This window comes from Bacillus cereus group sp. MYBK5-2, assembly GCF_051915685.1.
Taxonomy (GTDB): Bacteria; Bacillota; Bacilli; order Bacillales; family Bacillaceae_G; genus Bacillus_A; species Bacillus_A cereus.
In genome coordinates this window covers 1-24,847 of the sequence record NZ_JBQAFE010000015.1, presented here as the reverse complement: position 1 = coordinate 24,847, position 24,847 = coordinate 1, and the positions used below count along the sequence as shown (strand labels likewise).

The window sequence follows — 24,847 nt, the reverse complement described above, 5'->3', positions numbered from 1 at the left end:
TTATTCCTTAGTTGTCTCAACTTCGACATTCAATTTATCTGCTGATTGATGATCATCGTCATCTTCTGTATCACGCATTTCAATTTCTGTATCGTCGCTAGACATCATTTTAACGTCCATACCTAAACTTTGCAGCTCTTTAATCAATACTTTGAATGATTCAGGAACGCCTGGTTCTGGAACATTTTCGCCTTTAACAATTGCTTCATAAGTCTTAACACGTCCAACAACATCATCAGACTTCACTGTTAAGATTTCTTGAAGAGTATAAGCAGCACCGTAAGCTTCAAGTGCCCAAACCTCCATCTCACCGAAACGCTGTCCACCGAACTGAGCTTTACCTCCAAGAGGTTGCTGCGTTACAAGTGAGTATGGTCCAGTAGAACGAGCATGAAGTTTATCGTCAACCATGTGCGCAAGTTTGATCATATACATGACACCAACAGATACGCGGTTATCGAATGGTTCACCAGTACGTCCGTCATACAGGATTGTTTTCGCGTCATTTGCCATACCAGCTTCTTCAATTGTGCCCCAAACATCTTCCTCACGAGCACCATCGAATACTGGTGTTGCAATGTGAATGCCAAGGTATCTTGCTGCCATACCAAGATGAAGCTCTAATACCTGACCGATATTCATACGAGATGGTACCCCTAATGGGTTTAACATGATATCGATTGGCGTACCGTCTGGTAGGTAAGGCATATCTTCTTCTGGTAAAATACGAGAAATAACACCTTTGTTACCGTGACGTCCGGCCATCTTGTCACCTTCAGAAATTTTACGTTTTTGAACGATATATGCACGTACAAGTTGATTCACGCCTGGTGGCAATTCATCGCCATCTTCACGGTTGAATACTTTTACGTCTAAGATAATACCGCCACCACCGTGTGGTACACGTAGTGATGTATCACGTACTTCACGCGCTTTTTCTCCAAAGATAGCATGTAATAGACGTTCTTCAGCTGTTAATTCTGTTACACCTTTAGGTGTTACTTTACCAACAAGTAAATCTCCATCTTTTACTTCAGCACCAACGCGAATGATACCGCGCTCGTCAAGGTTACGTAATGCGTCTTCCCCAACGTTTGGAATGTCACGTGTAATTTCTTCTGGTCCAAGCTTCGTATCACGAGCTTCTGATTCATATTCTTCAATATGAATAGAAGTGTACACATCATCTTTTACAAGGCGCTCACTCATGATGATCGCATCCTCGTAGTTATAACCGTCCCAAGTCATGAAGCCAACAAGCACGTTACGTCCAAGTGCTAGTTCACCTAATTCCATAGAAGGACCATCCGCAAGGATTTCACCTTTTACAACTTCATTTCCAACACTTACGATTGGACGTTGGTTGTAACAAGTTCCTTGGTTAGAACGAATGAATTTTTGCATTTTGTAGCGATCTAAGTCGCCTTTTACTGTTTGACCGTCAACTTCTACATAGCGACGTACCCAAACTTCACGTGCTTCTACGCGCTCAACAACACCAGGATGTTTACAGATTACTGCAGCACCTGAGTCTTTTGCTGATACGTACTCCATACCTGTACCTACAATCGGAGATTCCGGATTCATTAACGGAACCGCCTGACGTTGCATGTTCGCTCCCATAAGTGCGCGGTTAGAGTCATCGTTTTCTAAGAACGGAATACAAGCTGTCGCTGCCGACACTACTTGTTTTGGAGATACATCCATGTAGTCGATGCGTTCTCTATTTGTGACAATGTTTTCACCACGGAAACGAGCTACGATATCTTCACTTAGGAATTCACCTTCGTCAGATAATTTCATATTCGCTTGGGCTACAACATAGTTATCTTCTTCATCTGCTGTTAAGTAATCAACATGCCCTGTTACAAGACCAGTTTCTGGGTCAACACGACGGTATGGTGTTTCAATGAAACCAAACTCATTTACTTTCGCGAACGAAGATAATGAGTTAATCAAACCGATGTTTGGTCCCTCTGGTGTTTCAATCGGACACATGCGACCGTAGTGAGAGTAATGAACGTCACGCACTTCAAAGCCTGCGCGCTCACGCGTTAAACCACCAGGTCCTAATGCAGATAGTCTTCGTTTGTGAGTTAACTCTGCTAATGGGTTTGTTTGGTCCATAAACTGAGATAACTGAGAACTTCCGAAGAACTCTTTAATAGATGCAATAACAGGACGAATATTAATTAGTGCCTGTGGTGTAATTGCATTTGTATCTTGGATCGACATTCTCTCACGAACAACACGTTCCATACGAGAAAGACCGATACGGAATTGATTTTGTAACAGTTCTCCAACAGAACGCAGACGACGGTTTCCTAAATGGTCAATATCATCTGTATCCCCTACTTTGTATAGTAGGTTGAAGAAGTAACTGATAGAAGCAAGGATATCACCTGGTGTGATGTGTTTCACATCACGAGTAATGTTTGCATTACCAATTACATTAATTACGCGTTCGCCTTCCGACTCAGGAGCATAAATCTTAATAGATTGCAGCTCAACATCGCCTTCTACCACTCCACCCATTGGTTTCGCTATTTTGAATCCAATGTTTTTCTCTAAGTAAGGTAAAATGCGATCAAGTGTACGACGATCTAAGATTGTTCCTTCTGCCGCTAAAATTTCACCAGTTTCTGGATCCACTAATGTTTCAGCTAAACGTTGATTAAACAATCTGTTTTTAATGTGTAACTTCTTGTTGATCTTATAGCGACCTACATTTGCTAAATCGTAGCGCTTTGGATCAAAGAAACGAGACACAAGTAAGCTCTTAGCATTTTCTACTGTTGGTGGTTCACCAGGACGTAGACGCTCATAAATTTCAAGCAATGCTTTTTCTGTGCTATCTGTGTTGTCTTTTTCTAATGTGTTGCTTAAGTATTCGTTATCACCTAAAAGCTCGGTGATTTCTTGATCAGAGCCAAACCCTAATGCGCGTAACAAAACAGTTACAGGAAGTTTACGCGTACGGTCAATACGCACATATACAACATCCTTAGCATCTGTCTCATACTCTAACCAAGCTCCGCGGTTTGGAATTACAGTAGCAGTAAAACCACGTTTTCCGTTTTTATCCACTTTGCCACTATAGTATACGCTTGGAGAGCGAACTAACTGGGAAACGATAACACGTTCTGCACCGTTAATTACGAATGTTCCAGTCTCTGTCATGAGTGGGAAATCTCCCATGAACACATCTTGTTCTTTTACTTCACCAGTTTCCTTGTTGATTAGACGCACTTTTACACGAAGTGGTGCTGCATACGTCACATCACGCTCTTTGCATTCGTCTACAGAGTATTTAGGTTCACCTAAGCTGTAGTCGATAAATTCAAGCGATAGATTTCCCGTAAAGTCTTCAATCGGAGAAATGTCTTGGAACATTTCTCGCAAACCCTCATCAAGAAACCACTGATAAGAAGAGGTTTGAATTTCGATAAGATTTGGTAACTCTAATACTTCACTAATACGGGCATAACTTCTTCGTTGGCGGTGGCGTCCGTATTGAACTAGTTGACCTGTCAACTGCTTCACCCCTCAAATCATGAGTATTATAAATGCACAAAAAAATTTGTGCAAAATCACAAATAAATACAACTACTGCTATTAGCGTAGTCTCTTTCTCTTAAAGATAAATACGTTGAGTCTTTCTACCTGCTCAAAAAAGAAAAATGGCTTCTATAAGAAAACCATCATTCTGTTTCATAATCTGCTGATTTTACTATCTTTTCCAAGAGAAACAAAAATATACATCTTTCTCAACGCAGAAAATCATATATTGGCATTGTATAATGTTAACATAGCCAAAAATAACCGTCAACGTTTTTTTGATTTTATGATATAATATCCTTTTTTCTTTTCTACAACCTCAACTTCAGAAAATACTTCTTCTAGTTTTTTTAGCGCAGACGGTGCACCTTGTTTCTTTTGAATAACAATCCAAAGTTCTCCACCTGGAACTAAATACTCCACAGCTTTTTCTAAAATCTCATGTACGATATCTTTACCCGCACGAATTGGAGGGTTAGATAGAATAGCAGCATACTTACCATCTACATTTTCATAGACGCTACTTTGAAAAATACGTATATTCTCGATTTTGTTATTAGCGGCGTTTTCTTTCGCAAGCCCAAGTGCCCTCTCATTCACATCCACCATGTGAACTTCACGACCTTGAAACTCTTTCGCTAACGACAAACCAATAGGACCGTATCCGCAACCTACATCTAATATATTACCTTTAATATCTGGCATTTGAAACGCTTCAATTAAAAGACGGGAACCAAAGTCCACTTCGTTTTTCGAGAACACCCCATGATCAGATAAGAAAGTAAATCGAGATCCACGAAGGGCAAACTCCCATCGCTTACGATCACTTTTACTAGAAGGGTCGTTAGAAAAATAATGGTCTGCCATATGGCCACCTCTTTTCTTTACAGTTAAAAAAAAAGCTCGCATGAGAGCGAGCTTTTTTTAAAGCATCAAAAGTTAATTACTTAACTTCTACAGCAGCGCCAACTTCTTCAAGTTTAGCTTTAATTTCTTCAGCTTCTTCTTTAGCAGCAGCTTCTTTGATTACTTTTGGAGTGTTGTCAACTAATTCTTTAGCTTCTTTTAAGCCAAGACCAGTGATTTCACGAACAACTTTGATAACTTTGATTTTTTGTGCACCAGCGCTAGTTAGTTCCACATCAAATTCAGTTTTCTCAGCAGCAGCTTCTCCAGCGCCACCAGCAACAGCTACAGGAGCAGCAGCAGTTACGCCGAATTCTTCCTCGATAGCTTTTACTAAGTCGTTAAGTTCTAATACAGTCATAGATTTAACTGCTTCAATGATTTGTTCTTTAGTCATTGTAAATATCCTCCCTTAAATAGGTTTGTATTGTTTTATCGATAATACGTAATTATCTTTTAAAAAATTAAGCGCCTTGCTCTTCCTTTTGGTCTGCAACTGCTTTAGTAGCAAGTGCAAGGTTACGGATTGGAGCTTGAAGAACGCTAAGAAGCATAGAAAGTAAGCCTTCACGTGATGGAAGAGTAGCAATTGCTTTAACCTCATCAAGTGTTACAAGTTTACCTTCGATTACGCCCGCTTTAATTTCTAAAGCTTCATGATCTTTAGCGAAGTCGTTTAATACTTTCGCAGGAGCAACTACATCCTCGTTACTGAACGCGATTGCGTTTGGTCCTGTTAAGAATTCATTTAACTCAGCCATTTCAGCAGATTCTGCAGCACGACGAGTTAGAGAGTTTTTGTAAACTTTGAACTCAACGCCAGCTTCACGTAATTGCTTACGTAATTCTGTTGCTTCAGAAACTGTTAAACCACGGTAGTCAACAACGATTGTAGATTTACTAGCGCGAAGTTTGTCCGCGATTTCAGTTACAACTTGTTGTTTAGTTTCGATTACTTTGCTCATGTTATTACACCTCCTGTAGATTATATAGAAGATGTACCGAAAGTGCACTAAAAACCTCCATGCCCAACTTGTAGACATGGAGGCATATAGTCACAGAAAAAAGATTCCGCTTCGTATATTAACACCTAGGTAGGAAATTAAGTCTATTGACACCTACTGTCTACGGTACACTAATTAAATTCACAACATAAATGATTATATTAAAACTTCTTTATGAAGTCAACTTCCAAAATTTACGCTAATGTAGAAACGTCTACACGTACGCCAGGTCCCATTGTAGAAGCAACTGTTACGTTCTTCATGTAAGTACCTTTTGCAGCAGCTGGCTTAACTTTTTGTAAAGTGTCAGCAATTGTTTTGAAGTTTTCTACTAATTTAGCATCTTCGAAAGATACTTTACCGATTGGAACGTGGATGTTACCAGCTTTATCAACGCGGTATTCAACTTTACCAGCTTTGATTTCGTTAACAGCTTTAGTTACATCGAAAGTAACTGTTCCAGTTTTAGGGTTTGGCATTAAACCTTTAGGTCCTAATACGCGACCAAGTTTACCAACTTCACCCATCATGTCAGGAGTTGCTACTACTACATCGAAATCGAACCAACCTTGTTGGATTTTACCGATGTAATCAGTATCGCCTACGAAGTCAGCTCCAGCAGCTTCAGCTTCTTTAGCTTTTTCACCTTTAGCAAATACTAATACACGTTGTACTTTACCAGTACCGTGTGGAAGAACAACTGCACCACGGATTTGTTGGTCAGCTTTCTTAGGGTCAACACCTAAACGGAATGCAGCTTCTACAGTTGCATCAAATTTAGCTGTGTTTGTTTTCTTTACTAATTCTACTGCTTCTGTTGCAGAGTAAGCAGCTGCACGATCAACAAGCTTTGCAGCTTCTACGTACTTTTTACCTCTTTTAGCCATTTTTATTTCCTCCTCGAATGTGGTTTTAGCGGAATAACCTCCCACGTTTACGCCTGTTTTCAGGTATAACCTGAGGATGAGCGCCATCCATTTATTTAAAAACGATAATCATTTACGATAATAAAGGTTGCGAATTGGAATTCCAGACCCGCAACCTTTTTTAAAAACAAATCGAATTAGTCTTCGATAACGATGCCCATACTGCGTGCAGTACCTTCAACCATACGCATTGCAGCTTCTACGCTAGCAGCGTTTAGGTCAGGCATTTTAGTTTCAGCGATTTCGCGTACTTTATCACGCTTAACAGTTGCCACTTTATTACGGTTTGGTTCACCAGAACCAGACTCAATACCAGCTACTTTCTTAAGAAGAACAGCAGCAGGAGGAGTTTTAGTAATGAAAGTGAATGAACGGTCCTCAAATACCGTAATTTCAACAGGGATGATAAGACCAGCTTGATCTGCTGTACGAGCGTTAAACTCTTTACAGAAGCCCATGATGTTAACACCTGCTTGTCCTAATGCTGGACCAACTGGTGGAGCTGGGTTAGCTTTACCTGCAGGAATTTGAAGCTTTACCATTTTAATTACCTTTTTAGCCACGAGACACACCTCCTTAAGTCCGTGATGTGGTCAATTGGACAGTGATTTGCCCTCCCACGTCATATTTTATCTGTAAGGATAAAATCTTTCAAAAAACGTCTCCGATAACGAAGACGTACTGACTTAAAAGATATTATCACTTTTTACAATTCATTTCAAGTTTCATTTTATAATTTTTCAATTTGATGGAAGTCAAGTTCAACTGGAGTCTCGCGACCAAACATGTCCACAAGCACGCTAACCTTTTTCTTCTCCACATCAATTTCTTCAATAGCACCTGTATAATCTGCGAATGGCCCCTCATTTACACGTACTGTCTCATGAAGTTCAAAGTCGAAATCAACCACTTCGTTGTCCATTCCCATATGTTTCATAATGGTAACAACTTCCTCTTCTAATAGAGGTGATGGTTTAGATCCAGAACCAGAAGAACCAACGAACCCAGTTACACCCGGCGTGTTACGTACAACATACCAAGAGTCATCAGTCATGATTAATTCTACTAATACATAACCTGGGAACACTTTTCTTTTCATTAATTTTTCTTTTCCGTTTTTCATTTCTACTTCTACTTCTTCCGGGACAACAACACGGAAAATTTTATCTTGCATACCCATTGATTCTACACGTTTCTCTAGGTTTGCTTTTACTTTATTTTCATATCCAGAATAAGTATGGACAACATACCAACTTTTTTCCATTCATTTAGGACGAGCGTCCTTCCCTCCCTGACGTACATTTTTTTGCGCAAATGAAAAAACCCGTTCACCGGGCTTTTACACAGTTCTTATAAATAACATTATATCATGGATAAGTGCTTCTTATTCAAGAATTAACCAAGAATTAACCGAATTAAAGAAGAAATGCCCATATCAACTACTGCGAAGAAAATCGCAAAGAACACAACTGTAGCAACAACAGTCGCTGTTGAGCGGAGTAATTCATCTTTTTTAGGCCAACTTACTTTTTTCATTTCGCGACCTACATCGCCGAAAAAGTTCGTTAAACGCATCTGCGGGACCTCCAGTGTATTATTTCAATTATTTATTTTGTTTCCTTGTGAACTGTATGCTGATTGCATGTTTTACAAAACTTTTTTATTTCAAGTCGCTCTATTGAGCTCGTATCTTTCATAGTAGAGTAGTTTCGATTTTTACACTCTTCACATGAGAGTACAACTTTTTTCCTCATTAGTTACACCAACCTTGTAACATTATGTCCCTAAAAATGTATCATACAATAAAAGACAATGTCAATGACATGCATTTTGTACTCTCTACAAAAGAAAACAGGTGATTTATTTTACACCTGTAGCACTTGTTACTTCTTATGAATTTAAAGTTGTACTTTCTCTCATTTCCATATATCGTTCCAATTTCCTCTTTACTCTTTGTAAAGCGTTATCAATAGATTTCACATGCCTGTTTAACTGTTCTGAAATCTCTTGATAAGAACGACCATCTAAATATAAAGAAAGCACTTTTCTTTCTAAATCGCTTAATAATTCAGATATTTTTGATTCTATGTCTGTATATTCTTCCTGGCTAATGATCATCTCTTCAGGATCAGTCACCTTCGCTTCAGAAATAACATCCAATAACGTTCGATCAGATTCCTCATCGTAAATCGGCTTATCTAAAGACACATACGAATTTAAAGGAATATGTTTTTGTCTTGTTGCCGTTTTAATAGCGGTAATAATTTGTCGAGTGATACATAGTTCAGCAAATGCTTTGAATGAAGACAGCTTGTCCTCTTTATAATCACGAATTGCTTTAAACAACCCTATCATACCTTCTTGAACAATGTCTTCTCGATCGGCACCCACTAAAAAGTAAGATCTTGATTTCGCACGAACAAAGTTCTTATACTTGTGAATTAAATATTCTAGAGCGTCAGTATTACCTTTTCGAACTAACTCAACGATTGCCTCATCCTCTAAATCACGAAATGTAACGTCGCCTATACTTACGAAGCCTGCTTCCACCTTGATCCCTCCGACCGCTATTTATTTAGCAATATTATACAGTAAAAAGATAAAGAGCGTCAATGCTTCAACGCTCTCCTCTTCTTAATTTTTCTAATTTTTCTGTAATATCTTTACTGAATATCTTTCGCATGGCGGGCTGCTGTTCTTTCGTGTCTTTTGTACGCCTTCTTACTTGTTGTTCCATCGCTTGTACTTCCAACTCTAATTCACGCGCAGATTTTCGAAGGGCACCTTGCCCAAATATAACCCATTGTTCTGTATAATCAGAAGTCGCAACATATATTTGTGTATTTATATTTCTAAGCTCTATCGCAAGTTGCTCTATCTTTTCGTCTGCAGTTTGATTCTTTCGTGTGAATATTACTTCTACACGAGATTGTTTCATCTTTTTTTCAATACCATGGACTGTATAGGCATCAAAGACTATCATCACTTTTGTGCCTGTATAACCTTGATAATCCGCCATCTTATCAATAAGCGCATCTCTTGATGATTGTAAATCTACATCCCGCAGTTTCTTCAAATCTCCCCAAGCTCCGATAATGTTGTAGCCGTCAACGATTAAAATATCGTTCATTTTTTATTTACCAATTTCGTGACGTTTACGATATACCTCATACATTAACAAACTTGCGGCTACTGAAGCATTTAAGGATGTAACTTTACCAACCATCGGTAGAGTGATTAAGAAATCACACTTTTCACCAATAATACGACTCATACCTTTTCCTTCACTACCAATTACTAATCCAATCGGCATTGTACCATCTAAATTACGGTAATCCGTTTTCCCTTTGGCATCTGTACCAGCAATCCAAAGTCCACGCTCTTTTAATTCATCAATTGTACGAGATAAGTTTGTTACGCGCGCAACAGGAATGTATTCAATCGCTCCTGTTGATGCTTTCGCAACTGATGCGGTAAGTCCCACAGCTCTTCTCTTCGGAATAATAATTCCATGAGCTCCTGTTGCATCAGCAGTACGCATAATAGAACCTAGGTTATGCGGATCTTCAATCTCATCTAAAATCAAGAAGAATGGATCTTCATTACGTTTTTCTGCCACTTTGAATAAATCTTCTAACTCTGCATACTGATATGCAGCTACTTGAGCAATTACACCTTGATGATTACCCTCAACTAATTGATCTAACTTTTTCTTTGGTGCATGTTGTAAAATAATCTTATTTTCTTTCGCTAATGCTAGTACAATTTGTACTTGTCCTTTGGCAGCACCTTCTGCGATCCAAATTTTATTAATATCTCTCCCTGATCTTAACGCTTCAATTACAGGGTTACGTCCGATAATATATTCACTAGTCATGATGATGTGCCCCCTTCCTTTTCTTCTAAAACTGCTATTGCCTTATATACAATTTCGTCTAATCTTTCACGATTATTTAATAAATGATGGTAACCAATTAGCGCTTCAAAGGCTGTACTATGTCGATATGTTTGTACATCCGTATTTTTCGGAACTGTACCTGAATTTGCATTACGCCCTCTTCTTAATACCGCCTCTTCTTCCTCTGTCAAAAATGCCGTCTCTAATAAATGATAAACAACTTTCGCCTGTGCTTTTGCTGAAACAAAGCTCGTCCCTAAGCGGTGTAATTGATTAGGTCGAACTTTTCCTTTTTGAAGGAGGTGATAGCGGATATATTGTTCATATACCGCATCACCCATATACGCTAACGCCAAGCTGTTTAATTGCTTTGCATCGATCATCCTTATCCTCTTTTCCATCTCGTACCTTGAGCGGTATCTTCTAAAATAATATTACGTTCTTTTAAATCGTCACGAATTTGATCAGACAATGCAAAATCACGATTTTTACGAGCTTCAATGCGCTTTTGGATAAGCTCTTCAATTTCTTCATCCAGTAATTCTTCTTTTGATAATTCTAATCCTAAAATATCAAATAACGTTTCCAGTTGTTTTACGTATGCTTCAATCACAACTTTAGATGTATGCTCTTCAAGTAAATATTGATTTGCATGATTTGCTACGTTGTATAATTCGGTAATTGCATTTGCAGTGTTAAAGTCATCATTCATTGCCTCTTCAAATGCAGTCTGGAATTTCTCTATTTCAGCTAACCATTTCTCATTATGGTCCGTTAAATCCGTACTACTCTCCATACGATGCTTTAAGTTTCCATAAGCTGTTTTAATTCTTTCCAGTCCATTATTCGTACTTTGTAATAACTCTTCACTAAAGTTAATCGGGTGACGATAGTGTACTGATAACATAAAGAATCTAATTAACTGCGGGTCGTATTGCTTAATAATATCGTGAACTAAAATAAAGTTACCCAGCGATTTAGACATCTTCTCATTGTTAATATTAATATATCCATTATGCATCCAGTAACGTGCAAACGTTTTTCCAGTCAATGCTTCTGACTGCGCAATTTCATTTTCATGATGTGGGAATGCCAAGTCTTGACCACCAGCATGAATGTCAATTGTATCCCCTAAGTACTTACGCGCCATTGCTGAGCATTCAATATGCCATCCTGGACGTCCTTGCCCCCAAGGGCTTTCCCAGAAGATTTCTCCTTCTTTCGCAGCTTTCCATAAAGCAAAATCAAGAGGGTCTTGTTTCTTTTCCCCTACCTCAATACGAGCACCGTGACGTAAATCTGCGATTGGTTGATGTGATAATTTACCGTAACCTTCGAATTCCTTCGTCTTAAAGTACACATCACCCTCTGATTCATATGCATACCCTTTATTCACAAGTTCTTGAATAAATTCAATAATGATATCCATATTTTCTGTTACACGAGGATGAACTGTTGCGTGTTTGCAACCTAGTGCTGTTACATCTTCAAAGTACGCTTCAACAAAGCGATCAGCAATTGTCGGTACATCTTCACCTAATTCATTTGCCGCTTTAATTAATTTATCATCTACATCCGTAAAGTTAGATACATATTGCACATCGTATCCTTTGTATTCTAAATAACGACGCACTGTATCGAATACCATAGGAGGCCTTGCATTCCCAATATGAATGTAGTTATAAACTGTAGGTCCGCATACATACATCTTTACCTTATTTTCTTCTAATGGAACAAACTCTTCTTTTTGACGTGTTAACGTATTATAAATGTGAATAGTCATTTTTATCCTTCCTTTCTACCTTTAATTCCAATTGTTTCTTCAATTTATCAAGTTCTACTTCCATAGCCTTTAATTTATCAAAAATCGGATCCGGAAGGTCAGAGTGATTTAATTCTTGACCAATCTTTACTCCATTTTGAATAACGACACGGCCAGGTATACCTACAACTGTAGAATGTGCAGGAACTTCTTTTAATACGACAGACCCTGCTCCGATTTTAGAATTCTCTCCCACAGTAATAGAACCAAGAACTTTAGCACCCGTCGCAATTAATACATTATCCTGAATTGTTGGATGCCTCTTTCCTTTTTCTTTTCCTGTACCACCTAATGTAACCCCTTGATAAATCGTTACATTATCACCAATTTCACAAGTTTCTCCGATTACAACTCCCATTCCATGATCTATAAAAAAACGTCGACCAATAGTTGCTCCTGGATGGATCTCAATGCCAGTAAAAAAGCGGCTCACTTGTGAAACAAAACGTGCAAGAAAGAAAAAATTTCTTTTATAAAAAGCATGTGCAATTCGATGGGCCCAAACTGCATGTAATCCAGAGTAAGTTAAAATGACTTCGAAATAACCTCTTGCCGCTGGATCCTGTTCAAAAACGACTTCAATATCTTCCCGAAGCCTCTTAAACATCGGTGTTCCCTCCCCTTTATGGGCTGCTTTTTTGTCGAGCGAACTAACTCCCCTAACTCATCACTTCTCCCCTAATTCTTTATATAAGGAGATAAATTCTATATTCATACCTATTTACACGGTATAAAAAAAAGGCGTCTCTGTCATATTGACAGAGACGCCTTTTAAGCGCGGTTCCACTCTGTTTAGGCTTAAAAAAGCCTCAAACTCATCCATGATAACGGTGTACACCGCTTCTGCTTACTTTGCGGCCTAAGACATCCCACGAAGCAATTCGCTGTTCAGCAGAAGACTCGAAGGGGCATTTCAAAAATCCGCTTATAAACCACTCCCAGCCTAAAGGTGGTTCTCTCTGTAAAAAGCCTGATTTTCTACTTCTCCTTCTCGTCGCTTTTCCTTATTAGGTTTTAGGTATACTTATTATATTTCTAAACCTAGAAAATGTTAACCAATTACTTTTTGAAGACGATTTAAAACTTTTTCTTTTCCAAGAAGTGCAATAGCATTCGGAAGCTCTGGACCATGCGTTTGTCCTGTAGTTGCAACACGGATTGGCATAAATAAATTTTTACCTTTATGTCCTGTTTCCTTTTGAACTGCTTTAATCGCTGCCTTAATTGCTGCTGGCTCCATTGCTTCTAGAGCTTCTATTTGACCAGCAAATGCACGAAGTACTTCAGGTACTTGTTCACCATTTAGTACTTCTTGTCCTTCTTCTTCATAATCAACATGATCTTTAAAGAACATTTCAGAAAGCTCTACAATTTCAGCTCCAAAACTCATTTGTTCATGGTATAAAGCAATTACATCACGAATCCAAGCTTGGTCTTGTTCGCTTAAAGTTTCTCCCACACGTCCAGCTTTCACTAAATGCGGTAAGCTTAACTCTACAACCGTATCTAAATCTTGCTTTTTCATATACTGGTTGTTCATCCATTTTAGTTTTTGAGAATCAAATAATGCAGGTGATTTTGATAAACGAGCTGCATCGAACATTTTGATAAACTCATCTTTAGAGAAGATTTCTTCTTCTCCTACCGGAGACCAACCTAGTAGTGCAATAAAGTTAAAGATTGCTTCTGGAAGATACCCAAGCTCTTTATATTGCTCAATAAATTGAATAATAGATTCATCACGCTTACTTAACTTTTTACGACTTTCATTAACAATTAGAGTCATATGACCGAATTGTGGAATATCCCAGCCGAAAGCTTCATAAATCATCATTTGTTTCGGTGTATTTGAAATATGATCATCACCACGAAGTACATGTGTAATTTCCATTAGATGATCATCTACTGCTACTGCAAAGTTATAAGTTGGAATTCCATCCTTTTTCACAATAACAAAATCACCGAAATCATTTGAATGGAACGCAACTTCATCTTTTACAATATCTTTGAATGTGTAGTCACGATCAGCTGGTACACGGAAACGAATACTTGGAATACGTCCCTCAGCTTCAAATTCTTTCACTTGTTCTTCAGTTAATTCACGGTGGTTACCTGCGTAACGAGGTGTTTCACCGCGAGCGATTTGTCCTTCACGCTCTGCTTCTAGCTCTTCTTCTGTCATATAACATTTATAAGCTAGACCACGCTCTAATAAATCTTCATATAATTTTTTATAAATATCTAAACGCTCTGTTTGGCGATATGGTCCAAATTCACCACCAACATCAACACCTTCATCCCAGTCCATACCGAGCCATTTCAAGTATTTTAATTGGCTTTCTTCTCCACCAGCCACGTTACGTTTTACATCAGTATCTTCAATACGAATAATAAATTTGCCATCTAAATGACGAGCAAATAAATAATTAAATAATGCCGTACGCGCATTTCCGATATGTAAGTGTCCTGTTGGACTTGGCGCGTAGCGCACTCTCACTTGCTTTTCCATAATTGGTACACCTTCCATTCTTAATGTCAACACATTCTATAATTGTACACCAAAAAAATGTGATTATCCATCTTACGAATTAAAAACCATTATTTTTTCTGTAATAAAACAACCGCTTGAGAAGCAATCCCTTCTTCTCTACCTGTAAATCCTAATTTTTCTGTTGTTGTTGCCTTTACATTAATGTTATCGATAGACGTTTCTAACAGTTCACTAATGCGCTTACGCATACTCTCAATATGTGGTGCCATTTTTGGTTTTTGAGCAATAATTGTACAATCTAAATTTCCTAACTCGTAACCTTGTTCACGCACAAATTCCCAAACTTTTTGTAACAATACAGCTGAATCTGCATCTTTAAAAGCTGGGTCTGTATCAGGAAAATGCTTTCCGATATCTCCTGCTGCAATCGCACCTAAACATGCATCAGCAATCGTATGTAACAATACATCTGCATCTGAATGACCGATTAATCCTTTCTCGTGTGGAATTGTAATTCCACCGATAATCAACGGGCGCCCTTCCGCAAATTCATGTACATCAAAACCTTGTCCAATTCGAAACATCCTTACTTCCTCCTTAAGCTAAACTACTGAGCTTTATGACTCTATATTATATCGCTATCCTTATAAAGAAAAGCCCGGCTGTTGCCGAGCTTTTCTTTATTAACACGTCATCAATGTTATTTCTTCTGAACACGTAGGAAACTTTCAGCAATTAATAGATCTTCCGGAGTCGTCACTTTAATATTATAGTAACTCCCCTCTACTACACCTACTTGCTTCCCCACACGTTCTACGAGACTTGCATCATCTGTGCCAAGAAAACAACTTTGCTTTGCGCTTCTATGAGCTTCTAGCAAAAGAGAAACAGAGAATCCTTGTGGTGTTTGTACAGCGTTAAGTTGAGATCGCTCTACCGTTTCTACAACAACACCCTTCTCTACTTTCTTAACAGTATCTTTTACTGGCACTGCACAAATGGAAGCTCCATATTTTTCTGCTGCAGTTAATACATCGCGAATCACTTTATTCGTTACGAACGGGCGCGCCCCGTCATGCACAAGAACATATTCGACACCACTCGCATACTGAAGTGCGTTATAGACGCTATCTTGTCTTTCGGCTCCACCCTGAATGAATTGTACGTGCTTTTCAATCTGGTACTTCTGCATTAACTCTTCAAAATACGGGCGTTCTTCTTCGTTAATTGCCATAATAATACTTTTGCACGCTTTATCTTTTTCAAAAGCACGCAATGTGTGCACAATAATTGGTACTTCATCTATAAGTAAAAATAACTTATTTTTACCAGCACCCATTCGTTTTCCTTGGCCCGCTGCCGGAATAATTAATGTATACATATTAATAATCCTCTACTTATAATGCTTTTTCTAGCAATTTACGTTTTGCGAAAATCATACGACCAGCCGATGTTTGTAATACGCTAGTAACAAGTACGTCAAGTTGTGAACCCACATACTCTCTACCATCTTCTACTACAATCATCGTACCATCATCTAAGTATGCAACACCTTGATTTTGTTCTTTACCATCTTTCACAACATAAACACTTAATTCTTCACCAGGGAGTACGACTGGTTTAATCGCATTAGCTAAATCATTAATGTTTAACACCGTAACCCCTTGTAATTCAGAAACTTTGTTTAAATTGAAATCGTTTGTTACTACAGTTCCACCAGTGATTTTTGCCAACTTTACAAGCTTGCTATCTACTTCTTGGATATCATCGAAATCGCCTTCATAAATTTCTACCGGAATTGGCATCTCCTTTTGAATACGATTTAAAATGTCTAGCCCTCTGCGGCCACGATTACGCTTTAAAGCATCTGAAGAATCGGCAATATGCTGAAGCTCTTCTAATACGAATTGCGGAATGACAATTGTTCCTTCTAAAAACTTTGTTTGGCAAATATCTGCAATACGTCCGTCAATAATTACACTCGTATCGAGAATTTTCCAATGAGTCGTAGATTTTTCTGCTTCGACCTCTACCTCTTCATTCTCACTATTGTTTTTCTTCTTACCTCCGCGTTGGGGTAATGTAAATAATCCTAGCAATTCATTCCTCTTTTTAAATCCTACTTGGAATCCTAAATATCCAAGTAAAAGGGTGAAGAACACTTGCAACACCGTACTAATAACTGGAATTGTAAATTCACGAATTGGTATCAAAATTAAATATGCAACAATAAGACCAGAGATTAATCCTAATGTACCAAATAAAACATCTGCTACAGGCGCCTTTACAAGAGCCTCTTCAATATGCTTAATAAGTTGAACAATATAATCTACAAGCCAAAATGTTGTTAAAAATAAAATAATTGCACCAATAATTGCACGAACATACGATCCTTCCAACAAAGGAACCGCACCGATATCTAATACATTAATAATTTTTGGGATTAAGTAAATCCCTAACGCTCCCCCGATCACTAAAAAGAAGAGCTGTACAATCCGTTTTAACATCCAACCACCTCCTACTCATTATTAACCATTGTTTCGCTAATCAAAACGCCGAATGCAAAAGCGGACGTGTTTTTTTTGTAAATAGTTTTATTTACCAATATATCATATCATATACCAAAAATGTTCTAGTGTCGTTATATTATAGAATCAATGTAATATTCTTAATTGTGTCTACTCATATAGAGATGCTCTTGAATTCTTTTTAGACCTTCTCGTATTTTCTTCGCTCTCACTTCTCCAATTCCTTCCACATCATCCAATTCATTAATAGTTGCTCGGCAAACACCTTGCAATGTTTTAAATCGATTAATTAAATTCTCGATAATAAGTGGCGGAACACGAGAAATCTTGCTTGTGATTCGGTACCCTCTAGGTGTCACACTTTCTTCTAAACTTGTTTGTCCTGGATAGCCAAGCAATTTAACTAAATCACTATCCTCTAAAAGTTGTGTATTTGCAAGATCTTGTAACTTTTTCAATATTTGATGATGGTCTTGTGTTTTCTCCTGGTGATAATCTTTAATTAACAATGCTGCCTCTGCCTCTAAATCAGCTAGTAATTCTGTAAGCTGTAAACGAATTAACCTACCTTCTGTTCCTAACTCATGAATATAGCTCAATATTTCATTTTTAATACGCAGCACCATTTCAACACTATGTAAAACGTGAACCACCTCGGACATTGTAACGACCTCTTCAAATTCTAGAATACCCAAATTCGTAATGCCGTCATTCCATACAGCCTTATATTTTTCTAGCGTTTGAATTGCTTGATTTGCCTTCGTTAAAATGACACCTATATCTTTTAATGTATAACGTAAGTTCCCTTGATATAGCGTAATTACATTACGTCTTTGTGAAATGGCCACAACAAGGCTGCCCGTCTGCTTTGCTACACGCTCTGCTGTTCGGTGACGCATACCTGTTTCAATAGAATCAATAGATGAATCCGGAACTAACTGTGCGTTTGCAATTAAAATTTTACTTCCAGTTTCATTTAAAATAAGTGCTCCATCCATTTTTGCTAATTCATATAAACTAGCAGGAGAGAATGCGCAATTAATATGAAAACCACCATCAACAATGCTTTTAATCTGCTCATTATACCCAAGAACAATTAGTCCCCCTGTTTGTGCGCGAAGTACATTATCTATCCCTTCGCGCAGTGGTGTTCCCGGGGCCACGAGCTGTAAAATATTAATTATACTTTTGACACGTTGCTTATTTTCTTCCATAGCCTAGCCTCCTAATGTCAAACGAAGCGCTTCTCCTAAATTAGAAACACCTACAACCTCAATCCCCTCTGGAATTGTCCACCCCCCTAAATTTTTTCTAGGAATGATAGCACGTTGAAATCCTAATTTAGCTGCTTCTTGTACACGTTGTTCGATTCTTGATACTCTTCTTATTTCTCCAGTTAATCCAACTTCTCCTATTACCGCATCAGTTGGTGCCGTAGATTTATCTCTAAAACTTGAAGCTATACTTAAGGCAACAGCTAAATCAATTGCCGGTTCATCTAATTTCAAACCACCAGCTACTTTTAAATACGCATCTTGATTTTGTAATAGTAAACCTGTTCTTTTCTCTAGTACCGCCATAATAAGCGAGACACGATTATGATCAATTCCTGTCGCCATTCTTCGAGGATTTCCAAAACTAGTAGGGGAAATTAATGCCTGTATTTCTACTAAAACTGGTCTTGTTCCTTCCATTGAGGCAACTACTGTTGAACCTGCAACTCCAACTGGTCTTTCCTCAAGGAAAATTTCAGAAGGATTTAAGACTTCTGCAAGGCCAAGTTCTTTCATTTCAAAGATACCCATTTCATTCGTAGAACCAAAACGATTCTTTACAGCTCGTAAAATACGATATGTATGGTGTCGATCTCCTTCAAAGTAAAGAACTGCATCGACCATATGTTCTAGCATACGCGGTCCCGCAATTGCACCTTCTTTTGTCACATGCCCTACGATAAAAATTGGGATTCCCTTTGTTTTTGCAAGTTTCATTAATTCTGCTGTACATTCACGTACTTGCGCCACACTACCAGGAGCTGATGTCACTTCAGGTAAATGTATCGTTTGAATAGAATCAATAACAACAAAAGCAGGATTCATCTCTTCAATATGTGCTGCAATACGCTGTAAATCTGTCTCTGATACAACAAATAGATTACTACCATTTACATGTAAACGATCTGCACGAAGTTTAATCTGCTTTGCTGACTCCTCACCTGATATATACAATACATCATATGAAGCATCTGCTAATTGCGAGGAAATCTGTAATAATAACGTTGATTTTCCAATCCCAGGGTCCCCACCAATAAGTACTAAAGATCCATCTACAATTCCGCCACCTAGTACACGGTTAAACTCCTGAAATTTTGTTTCAATACGTGCCTCAGACTTTGTTTCTACTTCTGTAAGACGTCTTGGTTTTGTTACTTCTGTTTGAATTGCATTTGCATAATTTAGGCGTCTGGATGATACAACGGGTTCCATCTCTTCAACAAGCGAATTCCATTGACCACACCCTGGACATTTACCCATATATTTTGGTGATTGATAACCACACTCTTGACATGTGAATTTTGTTTTCTTTTTAGCCATATCTTTTTATATTTCACTTCGCTTTCATCTATAAACATTTGACCTTCTCGTACAAGAAAGAGGGCTATCTCGTAGCCCTCTTAGTTTGTCTATACTTATTTTACCTTTTCAGCACTATGAATGACAAATGTTTCCCCTTCTACATCAAAGATAACTTTTTGCCCTTTCTCAATAGCACCTTTTAAAAGTTCTTCCGATAGTCTATCTTCTACATGCTTCTGAATTGCTCTACGTAGTGGACGAGCACCATATTCACGATCAAACCCTTTATCAGCAATAGCTGCAATCGCCCCTTCTGTTAATTGCAATTCAATTTCTTGTTCTTTTAAGCGATTCACTAACTGATTTACCATAAGAGTCACAATTTCTTGAATATGTTTTTTCTCAAGCATATGGAATACGATAATTTCATCAATACGGTTTAAGAATTCTGGACGAAATGCCTTTTTCAGCTCATCCATTACTTTACCTTTCATATCCGAATAATCACGGCTTTCATCTTGTACGTTAAATCCAAGATGTTTGTTACGTTTTAACGCCTCAGCACCAACGTTAGACGTCATAATAACAATCGTATTACGGAAGTCAACTGTACGTCCTTTAGAATCAGTTAAACGACCATCTTCCAATACCTGTAGTAAAATATTAAATACATCGGGATGCGCCTTCTCTACTTCATCTAATAGGACAACTGAATACGGCTTACGACGAACCTTCTCTGTTAATTGTCCGCCTTCTTCATACCCAACATATCCTGGAGGAGAACCAACTAAGCGAGAAGTTGAATGTTTCTCCATATACTCAGACATATCAATGCGAATCATTGCATCCTCATCACCGAACATAGATTCTGCCAATGCTCTTGCTAATTCTGTTTTACCTACACCTGTTGGCCCTAAGAAAATAAATGAACCAATTGGACGTTTCGGATCTTTTAGTCCTGCTCTTGCACGACGAACAGCTTTCGCTACAGCCACTACCGCTTCATCCTGGCCAATGACACGATCATGAAGAATGGATTCTAAGTTTAATAATTTATCAGTCTCTGTTTGTGCAAGTTTAGAAACAGGGATACGTGTCCATGTAGAAACGACATTTGCAATATCTTCTACCGTAACCTCTGAATTTTCTTTTCCTTGTTGCTCTTTCCACTGACGCTTTGTATCTTCCAATTTCTCACGTAAGCGTTGTTCCATATCACGTAAGGAAGCAGCCTTTTCAAACTCTTGACTTTGTACAGCCGCATCTTTTTCTTTTCGAATTTCCTCAAGCTTCACTTCAAGCTCTTTTAAGTTTGGTGGTGTTGTATAAGAGCGTAAGCGAACCTTTGAAGCAGCTTCATCAATTAAATCAATTGCTTTATCCGGTAAGAAACGATCCGTAATATAACGATCAGAAAGTTTTACAGCTGCATCAATTGCATCATCTGTAATAGACACACGGTGATGCGCCTCATAACGATCGCGTAAACCTTTCAAGATTTGAGTTGATTCTTCTAGACTCGGCTCATCAACATGAATTGGCTGGAAACGTCTCTCTAAAGCTGCATCCTTTTCAATATATTTACGATACTCATCTAAAGTTGTCGCACCAATACATTGTAATTCTCCGCGTGCTAAAGATGGTTTTAAAATATTTGATGCATCGATTGCACCTTCTGCTCCACCTGCACCGATTAATGTATGAAGTTCATCAATAAATAGAATAATATTCCCTGCTTGACGTATTTCATCCATTACTTTCTTTAAACGATCTTCAAACTCACCACGATATTTCGTCCCAGCTACCACTGTTCCCATATCTAGTGTCATAACACGCTTATCTCTTAACGTTTCAGGAACTTCATTATTTACGATTTGCTGTGCTAACCCTTCAGCAATTGCTGTTTTACCTACACCAGGCTCTCCAATTAACACTGGATTGTTTTTTGTTCTACGGCTTAACACTTCAATTACACGTTGAATTTCTTTACTACGTCCAATAACAGGATCCAAACGATTCTCACGTGCAACAACTGTTAAGTCGCGTGCTAAACTGTCTAGTGTCGGTGTATTGGCATTTGTCGATGAACCACCTTGGTGACCTGAACTTGCTTCGTTACTTCCAAGAAGTTGTAATACTTGTTGTCTTGCTTTGTTGAGGCTTACGCCTAAATTATTTAAAACACGTGCCGCTACACCTTCACCTTCACGGATTAAGCCAAGTAAAATATGTTCTGTTCCAACGTAAGAATGTCCTAGCTTACGCGCTTCATCCATAGACAATTCAATAACTTTTTTAGCACGAGGTGTATAATGTACAGTTTGAGAAGCTTCTGTTCCACGTCCAATTAACGCTTCTACCTCTTTTTGCACTTTTTCCGGGCTCAATCCAAGAGCAATTAACGCTTTTGCTGCAATTCCTTCACCTTCGCGTACAAGCCCAAGTAAAATATGTTCTGTTCCAATATTATTATGCCCAATGCGAATTGCTTCCTCTTGAGATAAAGCTAATACTTTCTGTGCTCTTTCTGTAAATCTTCCAAACATCATAGAAATCGCCTCCTACTTGCGCTTAGTTTTTTTCAATACGTAATCGCTCACGGATTAAGGTTGCTCTTCGATAATCTCTTTCTTCTGGTCCTAAAGGTCCTCCTGCATATTGTTGTAAAATACCTGGTTGCGTAAGAACCATTAGCTCAGTCAAAATATTTCTCGATATACCTTTTATATATCCTAGATCAATACCAAGTCGTACATCCGATAAGCAAGTTGCCGCTTCTGCAGATTGAATTAAACGACTGTTTGCTAGTATACCGTAAGAACGATAAACCTTATCTTCAAGCTCAATACTCGAATTTTGTACAATTAATTCTCTGGCCAATTTTTCTTGTTGTATAATTTGCTGCATGACACTCTTTAAATCTGCAATAATATCTACTTCGGATTTCCCTAGCGTCATTTGATTTGATACTTGAAATATATTACCTAACGCTTCGCTACCTTCACCGTATATTCCTCTTACTACTAACCCTAATTTTTGAATTACTTGTATAATACGGCTAATTCTTTTTGTTAAAACCAGCCCTGGTAAATGAATCATTACAGAAGCTCTTAATCCTGTACCAACGTTAGTAGGACAACTCGTAATATATCCAAGTGATTCATCAAAAGCATATTCAACCTCTTTCTCAATCCAATTATCTATTTGATTAGCGCTTTGAAGCGCCTTTGATAACTGTAGCCCTGGAAATAGGCACTGAATCCTAATGTGGTCTTCCTCATTAAGCATCACACTAATGTGTTCGCTTTCTGATAACAGACATGCTCCATATTCGGTCCCTGCGAGATTTGGACTAATTAAATGCTTTTCGACTAAAACTCTCCTTTGAAGAGGCGTTAATTCATTCATTTTTAATAATCCAAACTTCCCAAAGGGCTCTACCGATTTATTTATAAATTTCTTTTTAAATAATTCTTGAACCTGTTGAGCTTCCTCTTCGTTTTGCATAGTAGAAAATTGATATTGCTTAAAATTACGAGCCAAACGAATTCGACTACTTAAAACAATATCAGAATCAGGGCCATCCCCCTTCATCCATGGACTAATCGCTTCATTCATAATTTTGTCCAGTGACATAGAACTACTCCCCCTCTCTATGCTCACTAAGCTGAGTTTCAAGCCCTCGAATTTCATCTCTTACCTCAGCAGCTTTCTCAAACTCCTCATTCTGTACATATTGTTTCAGAATAAGTTTTAGTTCATCTAATTCTTTCTTTAAGTGGATATTTCCTTCCATTCGTTCCGGAATTTTTCCACAATGTTCTGTATGTCCACCATGAAGTCGCTTTAACAATGGGTTTAAGTGTCCTTTAAATGTATCGTAACAAGAAGCACAACCAAAGCGTCCCACTTTTGTAAAATGTTCATATGTCATCTTACAATCTGGACATCTTACTGTATTTGTATTTGAAAACCCGTTTTTTCCTTCTCCAAACATTGTTGATTCACCGTGTAATAAACCAGCAAATACATCATGAAATGAAAAGTTAGACTGTGATGATTGAAAGAAAGACGTATAGCCACTTTGCTCCGCACATTGCTCACAAAGATGAACTTCCGCCTTCTTCTCGTTGATTACTTTTGTATAATGTAAAGTTGCTGGTCTTATATTACAGTTTTGACAAGTCATCAATATCCCCACCTTTACAATAGGAACGATCTACCTCATGATACTTTTCATACATTACTAGATTGTCCTCTTTCCTTAATCCATTTAGATAAAAGTACATGCTCTTTTTCAAAACTTCTACAATATTTAACTGCCCTATCTTAATTATCATTCTTTTACAAAAGCTGTATTTATTTATATTTCATTGTTCTTAACATTGCGCATAATATTCGAGCCCTAAGTTCATCTCGAGAAGGAATATCCATTGATAATACAGAACGATCTAGTACACTTAACATTAGTTTTGCTTCACGGCCTGTTATAATTCCCTCTTCTAATAAACGTATAATCATACTCTCTGCATTCCCTTGTGCAACGCTATGATCAATCATATGAAGCATTTGATCAATAATGTCTATATCATCATGCAGTTTGACTTTTATAATGCGAATGTAACCTCCACCACCACGTTTACTTTCTACTATAAATCCTCTTTCTAATGTAAAACGGGTATTGATTACATAATTGATTTGAGATGGTACGCACTCGAATCGATCCGCAATCTCATTTCTTTTGATTTCAATCACATTATTATTACTTAAGTCAATAACTTGCTTTAGATATTGCTCAATGATATCAGATATATTTCTCATTTATCCGCCACCTTTATTGACTTTGACTATCTTTGACTTTAATTATATACGTATTAATAAAATTTGCAACTCTTTTGCTTATTCACTATCCTAGCCACATTCCCCTGCATTTAATCAAAATAGTAATTATTTAAGCACATTTTTTTAATTACTATGGATTATAAAAGAAAACACGAAAAAACACGAGTCATTTGACTCGTGTTTAGTTGCTTGGCGACGTCCTACTCTCACAGGGACAAGGTCCCAACTACCATCGGCGCTAGAGAGCTTAACTTCCGTGTTCGGTATGGGAACGGGTGTGACCTCTCTGCCATCAT

The 24,847-nt window shown here is 37.9% G+C and carries 25 protein-coding genes, 1 rRNA gene and 2 other annotated features; all 26 genes read right to left on the bottom strand.

The genetic code is table 11. From position 1 onward, the window contains the following. Positions 1-3,534 (bottom strand): DNA-directed RNA polymerase subunit beta, encoded by a 3,534-nt coding sequence (gene rpoB / locus ACTFP3_RS28160; RefSeq protein ID WP_440011927.1) that lies wholly within the window; start codon positions 3,532-3,534, stop codon positions 1-3. Positions 3,535-3,825: 291 nt separating this feature from the next. After that, positions 3,826-4,425, bottom strand: coding sequence for a class I SAM-dependent methyltransferase (locus ACTFP3_RS28155; RefSeq protein ID WP_000763266.1), 600 nt, complete (start codon positions 4,423-4,425; stop codon positions 3,826-3,828). A 76-nt stretch (positions 4,426-4,501) separates the two neighbouring features. After that, on the bottom strand, positions 4,502-4,861 hold the full coding sequence (gene rplL, locus ACTFP3_RS28150) for a 50S ribosomal protein L7/L12 (RefSeq protein WP_000159736.1): 360 nt from the start codon (positions 4,859-4,861) through the stop codon (positions 4,502-4,504). Between the two features lie 67 nt (positions 4,862-4,928). Next, a complete protein-coding gene (gene rplJ / locus ACTFP3_RS28145) occupies positions 4,929-5,429 on the bottom strand; it encodes a 50S ribosomal protein L10 (RefSeq protein WP_000048716.1) in 501 nt (166 codons plus the stop codon). 39 nt (positions 5,430-5,468) lie between these two features. Beyond that, positions 5,469-5,613, bottom strand: a sequence feature (ribosomal protein L10 leader region). A gap of 49 nt (positions 5,614-5,662) precedes the next feature. Further along, on the bottom strand, positions 5,663-6,355 hold the full coding sequence (gene rplA, locus ACTFP3_RS28140) for a 50S ribosomal protein L1 (RefSeq protein WP_001987630.1): 693 nt from the start codon (positions 6,353-6,355) through the stop codon (positions 5,663-5,665). 176 nt (positions 6,356-6,531) lie between these two features. Then, positions 6,532-6,957 (bottom strand): 50S ribosomal protein L11, encoded by a 426-nt coding sequence (gene rplK / locus ACTFP3_RS28135; RefSeq protein WP_001085872.1) that lies wholly within the window; start codon positions 6,955-6,957, stop codon positions 6,532-6,534. 167 nt (positions 6,958-7,124) lie between these two features. After that, positions 7,125-7,658 carry a transcription termination/antitermination protein NusG gene (nusG, locus tag ACTFP3_RS28130; protein WP_000415794.1) on the bottom strand — a complete coding sequence of 178 codons (534 nt, stop codon included), beginning with the start codon at positions 7,656-7,658 and terminating at the stop codon, positions 7,125-7,127. A gap of 131 nt (positions 7,659-7,789) precedes the next feature. Then, the gene (gene secE, locus ACTFP3_RS28125) at positions 7,790-7,969 is read right to left on the bottom strand and encodes a preprotein translocase subunit SecE (RefSeq protein WP_001241323.1); all 180 of its coding nucleotides are present in this window, start codon (positions 7,967-7,969) and stop codon (positions 7,790-7,792) included. Positions 7,970-8,001: 32 nt separating this feature from the next. Next, entirely contained in the window at positions 8,002-8,148 is a 147-nt protein-coding gene (gene rpmG, locus ACTFP3_RS28120) for a 50S ribosomal protein L33 (RefSeq protein ID WP_014481927.1), read from the bottom strand. 136 nt (positions 8,149-8,284) lie between these two features. Further along, on the bottom strand, positions 8,285-8,944 hold the full coding sequence (locus ACTFP3_RS28115; protein ID WP_000387193.1) for an RNA polymerase sporulation sigma factor SigH: 660 nt from the start codon (positions 8,942-8,944) through the stop codon (positions 8,285-8,287). A gap of 67 nt (positions 8,945-9,011) precedes the next feature. Further along, positions 9,012-9,524 carry an NYN domain-containing protein gene (locus ACTFP3_RS28110; RefSeq protein ID WP_000997886.1) on the bottom strand — a complete coding sequence of 171 codons (513 nt, stop codon included), beginning with the start codon at positions 9,522-9,524 and terminating at the stop codon, positions 9,012-9,014. 3 nt (positions 9,525-9,527) lie between these two features. Beyond that, positions 9,528-10,271, bottom strand: coding sequence for a 23S rRNA (guanosine(2251)-2'-O)-methyltransferase RlmB (gene rlmB / locus ACTFP3_RS28105; protein WP_000200237.1), 744 nt, complete (start codon positions 10,269-10,271; stop codon positions 9,528-9,530). After that, positions 10,268-10,675: a Mini-ribonuclease 3 gene (locus tag ACTFP3_RS28100; protein WP_000564261.1), complete on the bottom strand. Its 408-nt coding sequence runs from the start codon at positions 10,673-10,675 to the stop codon at positions 10,268-10,270. The genes rlmB and ACTFP3_RS28100 overlap by 4 nt, the downstream gene beginning before the upstream one ends. A 2-nt stretch (positions 10,676-10,677) precedes the next feature. Then, positions 10,678-12,075: a cysteine--tRNA ligase gene (gene cysS, locus ACTFP3_RS28095; RefSeq protein ID WP_000152276.1), complete on the bottom strand. Its 1,398-nt coding sequence runs from the start codon at positions 12,073-12,075 to the stop codon at positions 10,678-10,680. Then, positions 12,056-12,721 (bottom strand): serine O-acetyltransferase, encoded by a 666-nt coding sequence (gene cysE / locus ACTFP3_RS28090; protein WP_000476497.1) that lies wholly within the window; start codon positions 12,719-12,721, stop codon positions 12,056-12,058. The genes cysS and cysE overlap by 20 nt, the downstream gene beginning before the upstream one ends. Before the next feature lie 150 nt (positions 12,722-12,871). Beyond that, positions 12,872-13,118 (bottom strand) — a binding site (T-box leader). 47 nt (positions 13,119-13,165) lie between these two features. After that, positions 13,166-14,623 carry a glutamate--tRNA ligase gene (gene gltX / locus ACTFP3_RS28085; RefSeq protein ID WP_000415143.1) on the bottom strand — a complete coding sequence of 486 codons (1,458 nt, stop codon included), beginning with the start codon at positions 14,621-14,623 and terminating at the stop codon, positions 13,166-13,168. Positions 14,624-14,712: 89 nt separating this feature from the next. Further along, complete coding sequence (ispF, locus tag ACTFP3_RS28080; RefSeq protein WP_000488386.1) at positions 14,713-15,189, bottom strand: 2-C-methyl-D-erythritol 2,4-cyclodiphosphate synthase; 477 nt, start codon at positions 15,187-15,189, stop codon at positions 14,713-14,715. 116 nt (positions 15,190-15,305) lie between these two features. After that, positions 15,306-15,986 (bottom strand): 2-C-methyl-D-erythritol 4-phosphate cytidylyltransferase, encoded by a 681-nt coding sequence (ispD, locus tag ACTFP3_RS28075; RefSeq protein WP_000288283.1) that lies wholly within the window; start codon positions 15,984-15,986, stop codon positions 15,306-15,308. Between the two features lie 16 nt (positions 15,987-16,002). After that, complete coding sequence (locus ACTFP3_RS28070) at positions 16,003-17,112, bottom strand: PIN/TRAM domain-containing protein (RefSeq protein WP_000919677.1); 1,110 nt, start codon at positions 17,110-17,112, stop codon at positions 16,003-16,005. A gap of 161 nt (positions 17,113-17,273) precedes the next feature. Then, complete coding sequence (gene disA, locus ACTFP3_RS28065; RefSeq protein ID WP_000392158.1) at positions 17,274-18,347, bottom strand: DNA integrity scanning diadenylate cyclase DisA; 1,074 nt, start codon at positions 18,345-18,347, stop codon at positions 17,274-17,276. 3 nt (positions 18,348-18,350) lie between these two features. Continuing rightward, positions 18,351-19,727: a DNA repair protein RadA gene (gene radA / locus ACTFP3_RS28060; RefSeq protein ID WP_001085202.1), complete on the bottom strand. Its 1,377-nt coding sequence runs from the start codon at positions 19,725-19,727 to the stop codon at positions 18,351-18,353. A gap of 95 nt (positions 19,728-19,822) precedes the next feature. After that, a complete protein-coding gene (clpC, locus tag ACTFP3_RS28055) occupies positions 19,823-22,258 on the bottom strand; it encodes an ATP-dependent protease ATP-binding subunit ClpC (RefSeq protein ID WP_000971184.1) in 2,436 nt (811 codons plus the stop codon). Positions 22,259-22,280: 22 nt separating this feature from the next. Then, positions 22,281-23,345 carry a protein arginine kinase gene (locus ACTFP3_RS28050; protein WP_000050843.1) on the bottom strand — a complete coding sequence of 355 codons (1,065 nt, stop codon included), beginning with the start codon at positions 23,343-23,345 and terminating at the stop codon, positions 22,281-22,283. Positions 23,346-23,349: 4 nt separating this feature from the next. Continuing rightward, positions 23,350-23,898, bottom strand: coding sequence for a UvrB/UvrC motif-containing protein (locus ACTFP3_RS28045; RefSeq protein WP_000128399.1), 549 nt, complete (start codon positions 23,896-23,898; stop codon positions 23,350-23,352). A gap of 170 nt (positions 23,899-24,068) precedes the next feature. Beyond that, positions 24,069-24,530 (bottom strand): transcriptional regulator CtsR, encoded by a 462-nt coding sequence (gene ctsR / locus ACTFP3_RS28040; RefSeq protein ID WP_440011924.1) that lies wholly within the window; start codon positions 24,528-24,530, stop codon positions 24,069-24,071. Positions 24,531-24,738: 208 nt separating this feature from the next. Beyond that, positions 24,739-24,847, bottom strand: a 5S ribosomal RNA gene (gene rrf, locus ACTFP3_RS28035); the annotation flags it as partial.

Coding starts and splice junctions, on each gene's coding strand:
- ctsR (WP_440011924.1), bottom strand. CDS start 24,530: ATGAGAAATATATCTGATATCATTGAGCAATATCTAAAGCAAGTTATT.
- ACTFP3_RS28100 (WP_000564261.1), bottom strand. CDS start 10,675: ATGATCGATGCAAAGCAATTAAACAGCTTGGCGTTAGCGTATATGGGT.
- ACTFP3_RS28070 (WP_000919677.1), bottom strand. CDS start 17,112: ATGTTAAAACGGATTGTACAGCTCTTCTTTTTAGTGATCGGGGGAGCG.
- ACTFP3_RS28155 (WP_000763266.1), bottom strand. CDS start 4,425: ATGGCAGACCATTATTTTTCTAACGACCCTTCTAGTAAAAGTGATCGT.
- ispD (WP_000288283.1), bottom strand. CDS start 15,986: ATGTATACATTAATTATTCCGGCAGCGGGCCAAGGAAAACGAATGGGT.
- radA (WP_001085202.1), bottom strand. CDS start 19,727: ATGGCTAAAAAGAAAACAAAATTCACATGTCAAGAGTGTGGTTATCAA.
- rpmG (WP_014481927.1), bottom strand. CDS start 8,148: ATGAGGAAAAAAGTTGTACTCTCATGTGAAGAGTGTAAAAATCGAAAC.
- rplA (WP_001987630.1), bottom strand. CDS start 6,355: ATGGCTAAAAGAGGTAAAAAGTACGTAGAAGCTGCAAAGCTTGTTGAT.
- secE (WP_001241323.1), bottom strand. CDS start 7,969: ATGCGTTTAACGAACTTTTTCGGCGATGTAGGTCGCGAAATGAAAAAA.
- ACTFP3_RS28045 (WP_000128399.1), bottom strand. CDS start 23,898: ATGACTTGTCAAAACTGTAATATAAGACCAGCAACTTTACATTATACA.
- rplL (WP_000159736.1), bottom strand. CDS start 4,861: ATGACTAAAGAACAAATCATTGAAGCAGTTAAATCTATGACTGTATTA.
- cysE (WP_000476497.1), bottom strand. CDS start 12,721: ATGTTTAAGAGGCTTCGGGAAGATATTGAAGTCGTTTTTGAACAGGAT.
- rlmB (WP_000200237.1), bottom strand. CDS start 10,271: ATGACTAGTGAATATATTATCGGACGTAACCCTGTAATTGAAGCGTTA.
- rplJ (WP_000048716.1), bottom strand. CDS start 5,429: ATGAGCAAAGTAATCGAAACTAAACAACAAGTTGTAACTGAAATCGCG.
- gltX (WP_000415143.1), bottom strand. CDS start 14,623: ATGGAAAAGCAAGTGAGAGTGCGCTACGCGCCAAGTCCAACAGGACAC.
- cysS (WP_000152276.1), bottom strand. CDS start 12,075: ATGACTATTCACATTTATAATACGTTAACACGTCAAAAAGAAGAGTTT.
- ACTFP3_RS28050 (WP_000050843.1), bottom strand. CDS start 23,345: ATGTCACTGGACAAAATTATGAATGAAGCGATTAGTCCATGGATGAAG.
- disA (WP_000392158.1), bottom strand. CDS start 18,347: ATGGAAGAAAATAAGCAACGTGTCAAAAGTATAATTAATATTTTACAG.
- nusG (WP_000415794.1), bottom strand. CDS start 7,658: ATGGAAAAAAGTTGGTATGTTGTCCATACTTATTCTGGATATGAAAAT.
- ACTFP3_RS28110 (WP_000997886.1), bottom strand. CDS start 9,524: ATGAACGATATTTTAATCGTTGACGGCTACAACATTATCGGAGCTTGG.
- clpC (WP_000971184.1), bottom strand. CDS start 22,258: ATGATGTTTGGAAGATTTACAGAAAGAGCACAGAAAGTATTAGCTTTA.
- ispF (WP_000488386.1), bottom strand. CDS start 15,189: ATGTTTCGAATTGGACAAGGTTTTGATGTACATGAATTTGCGGAAGGG.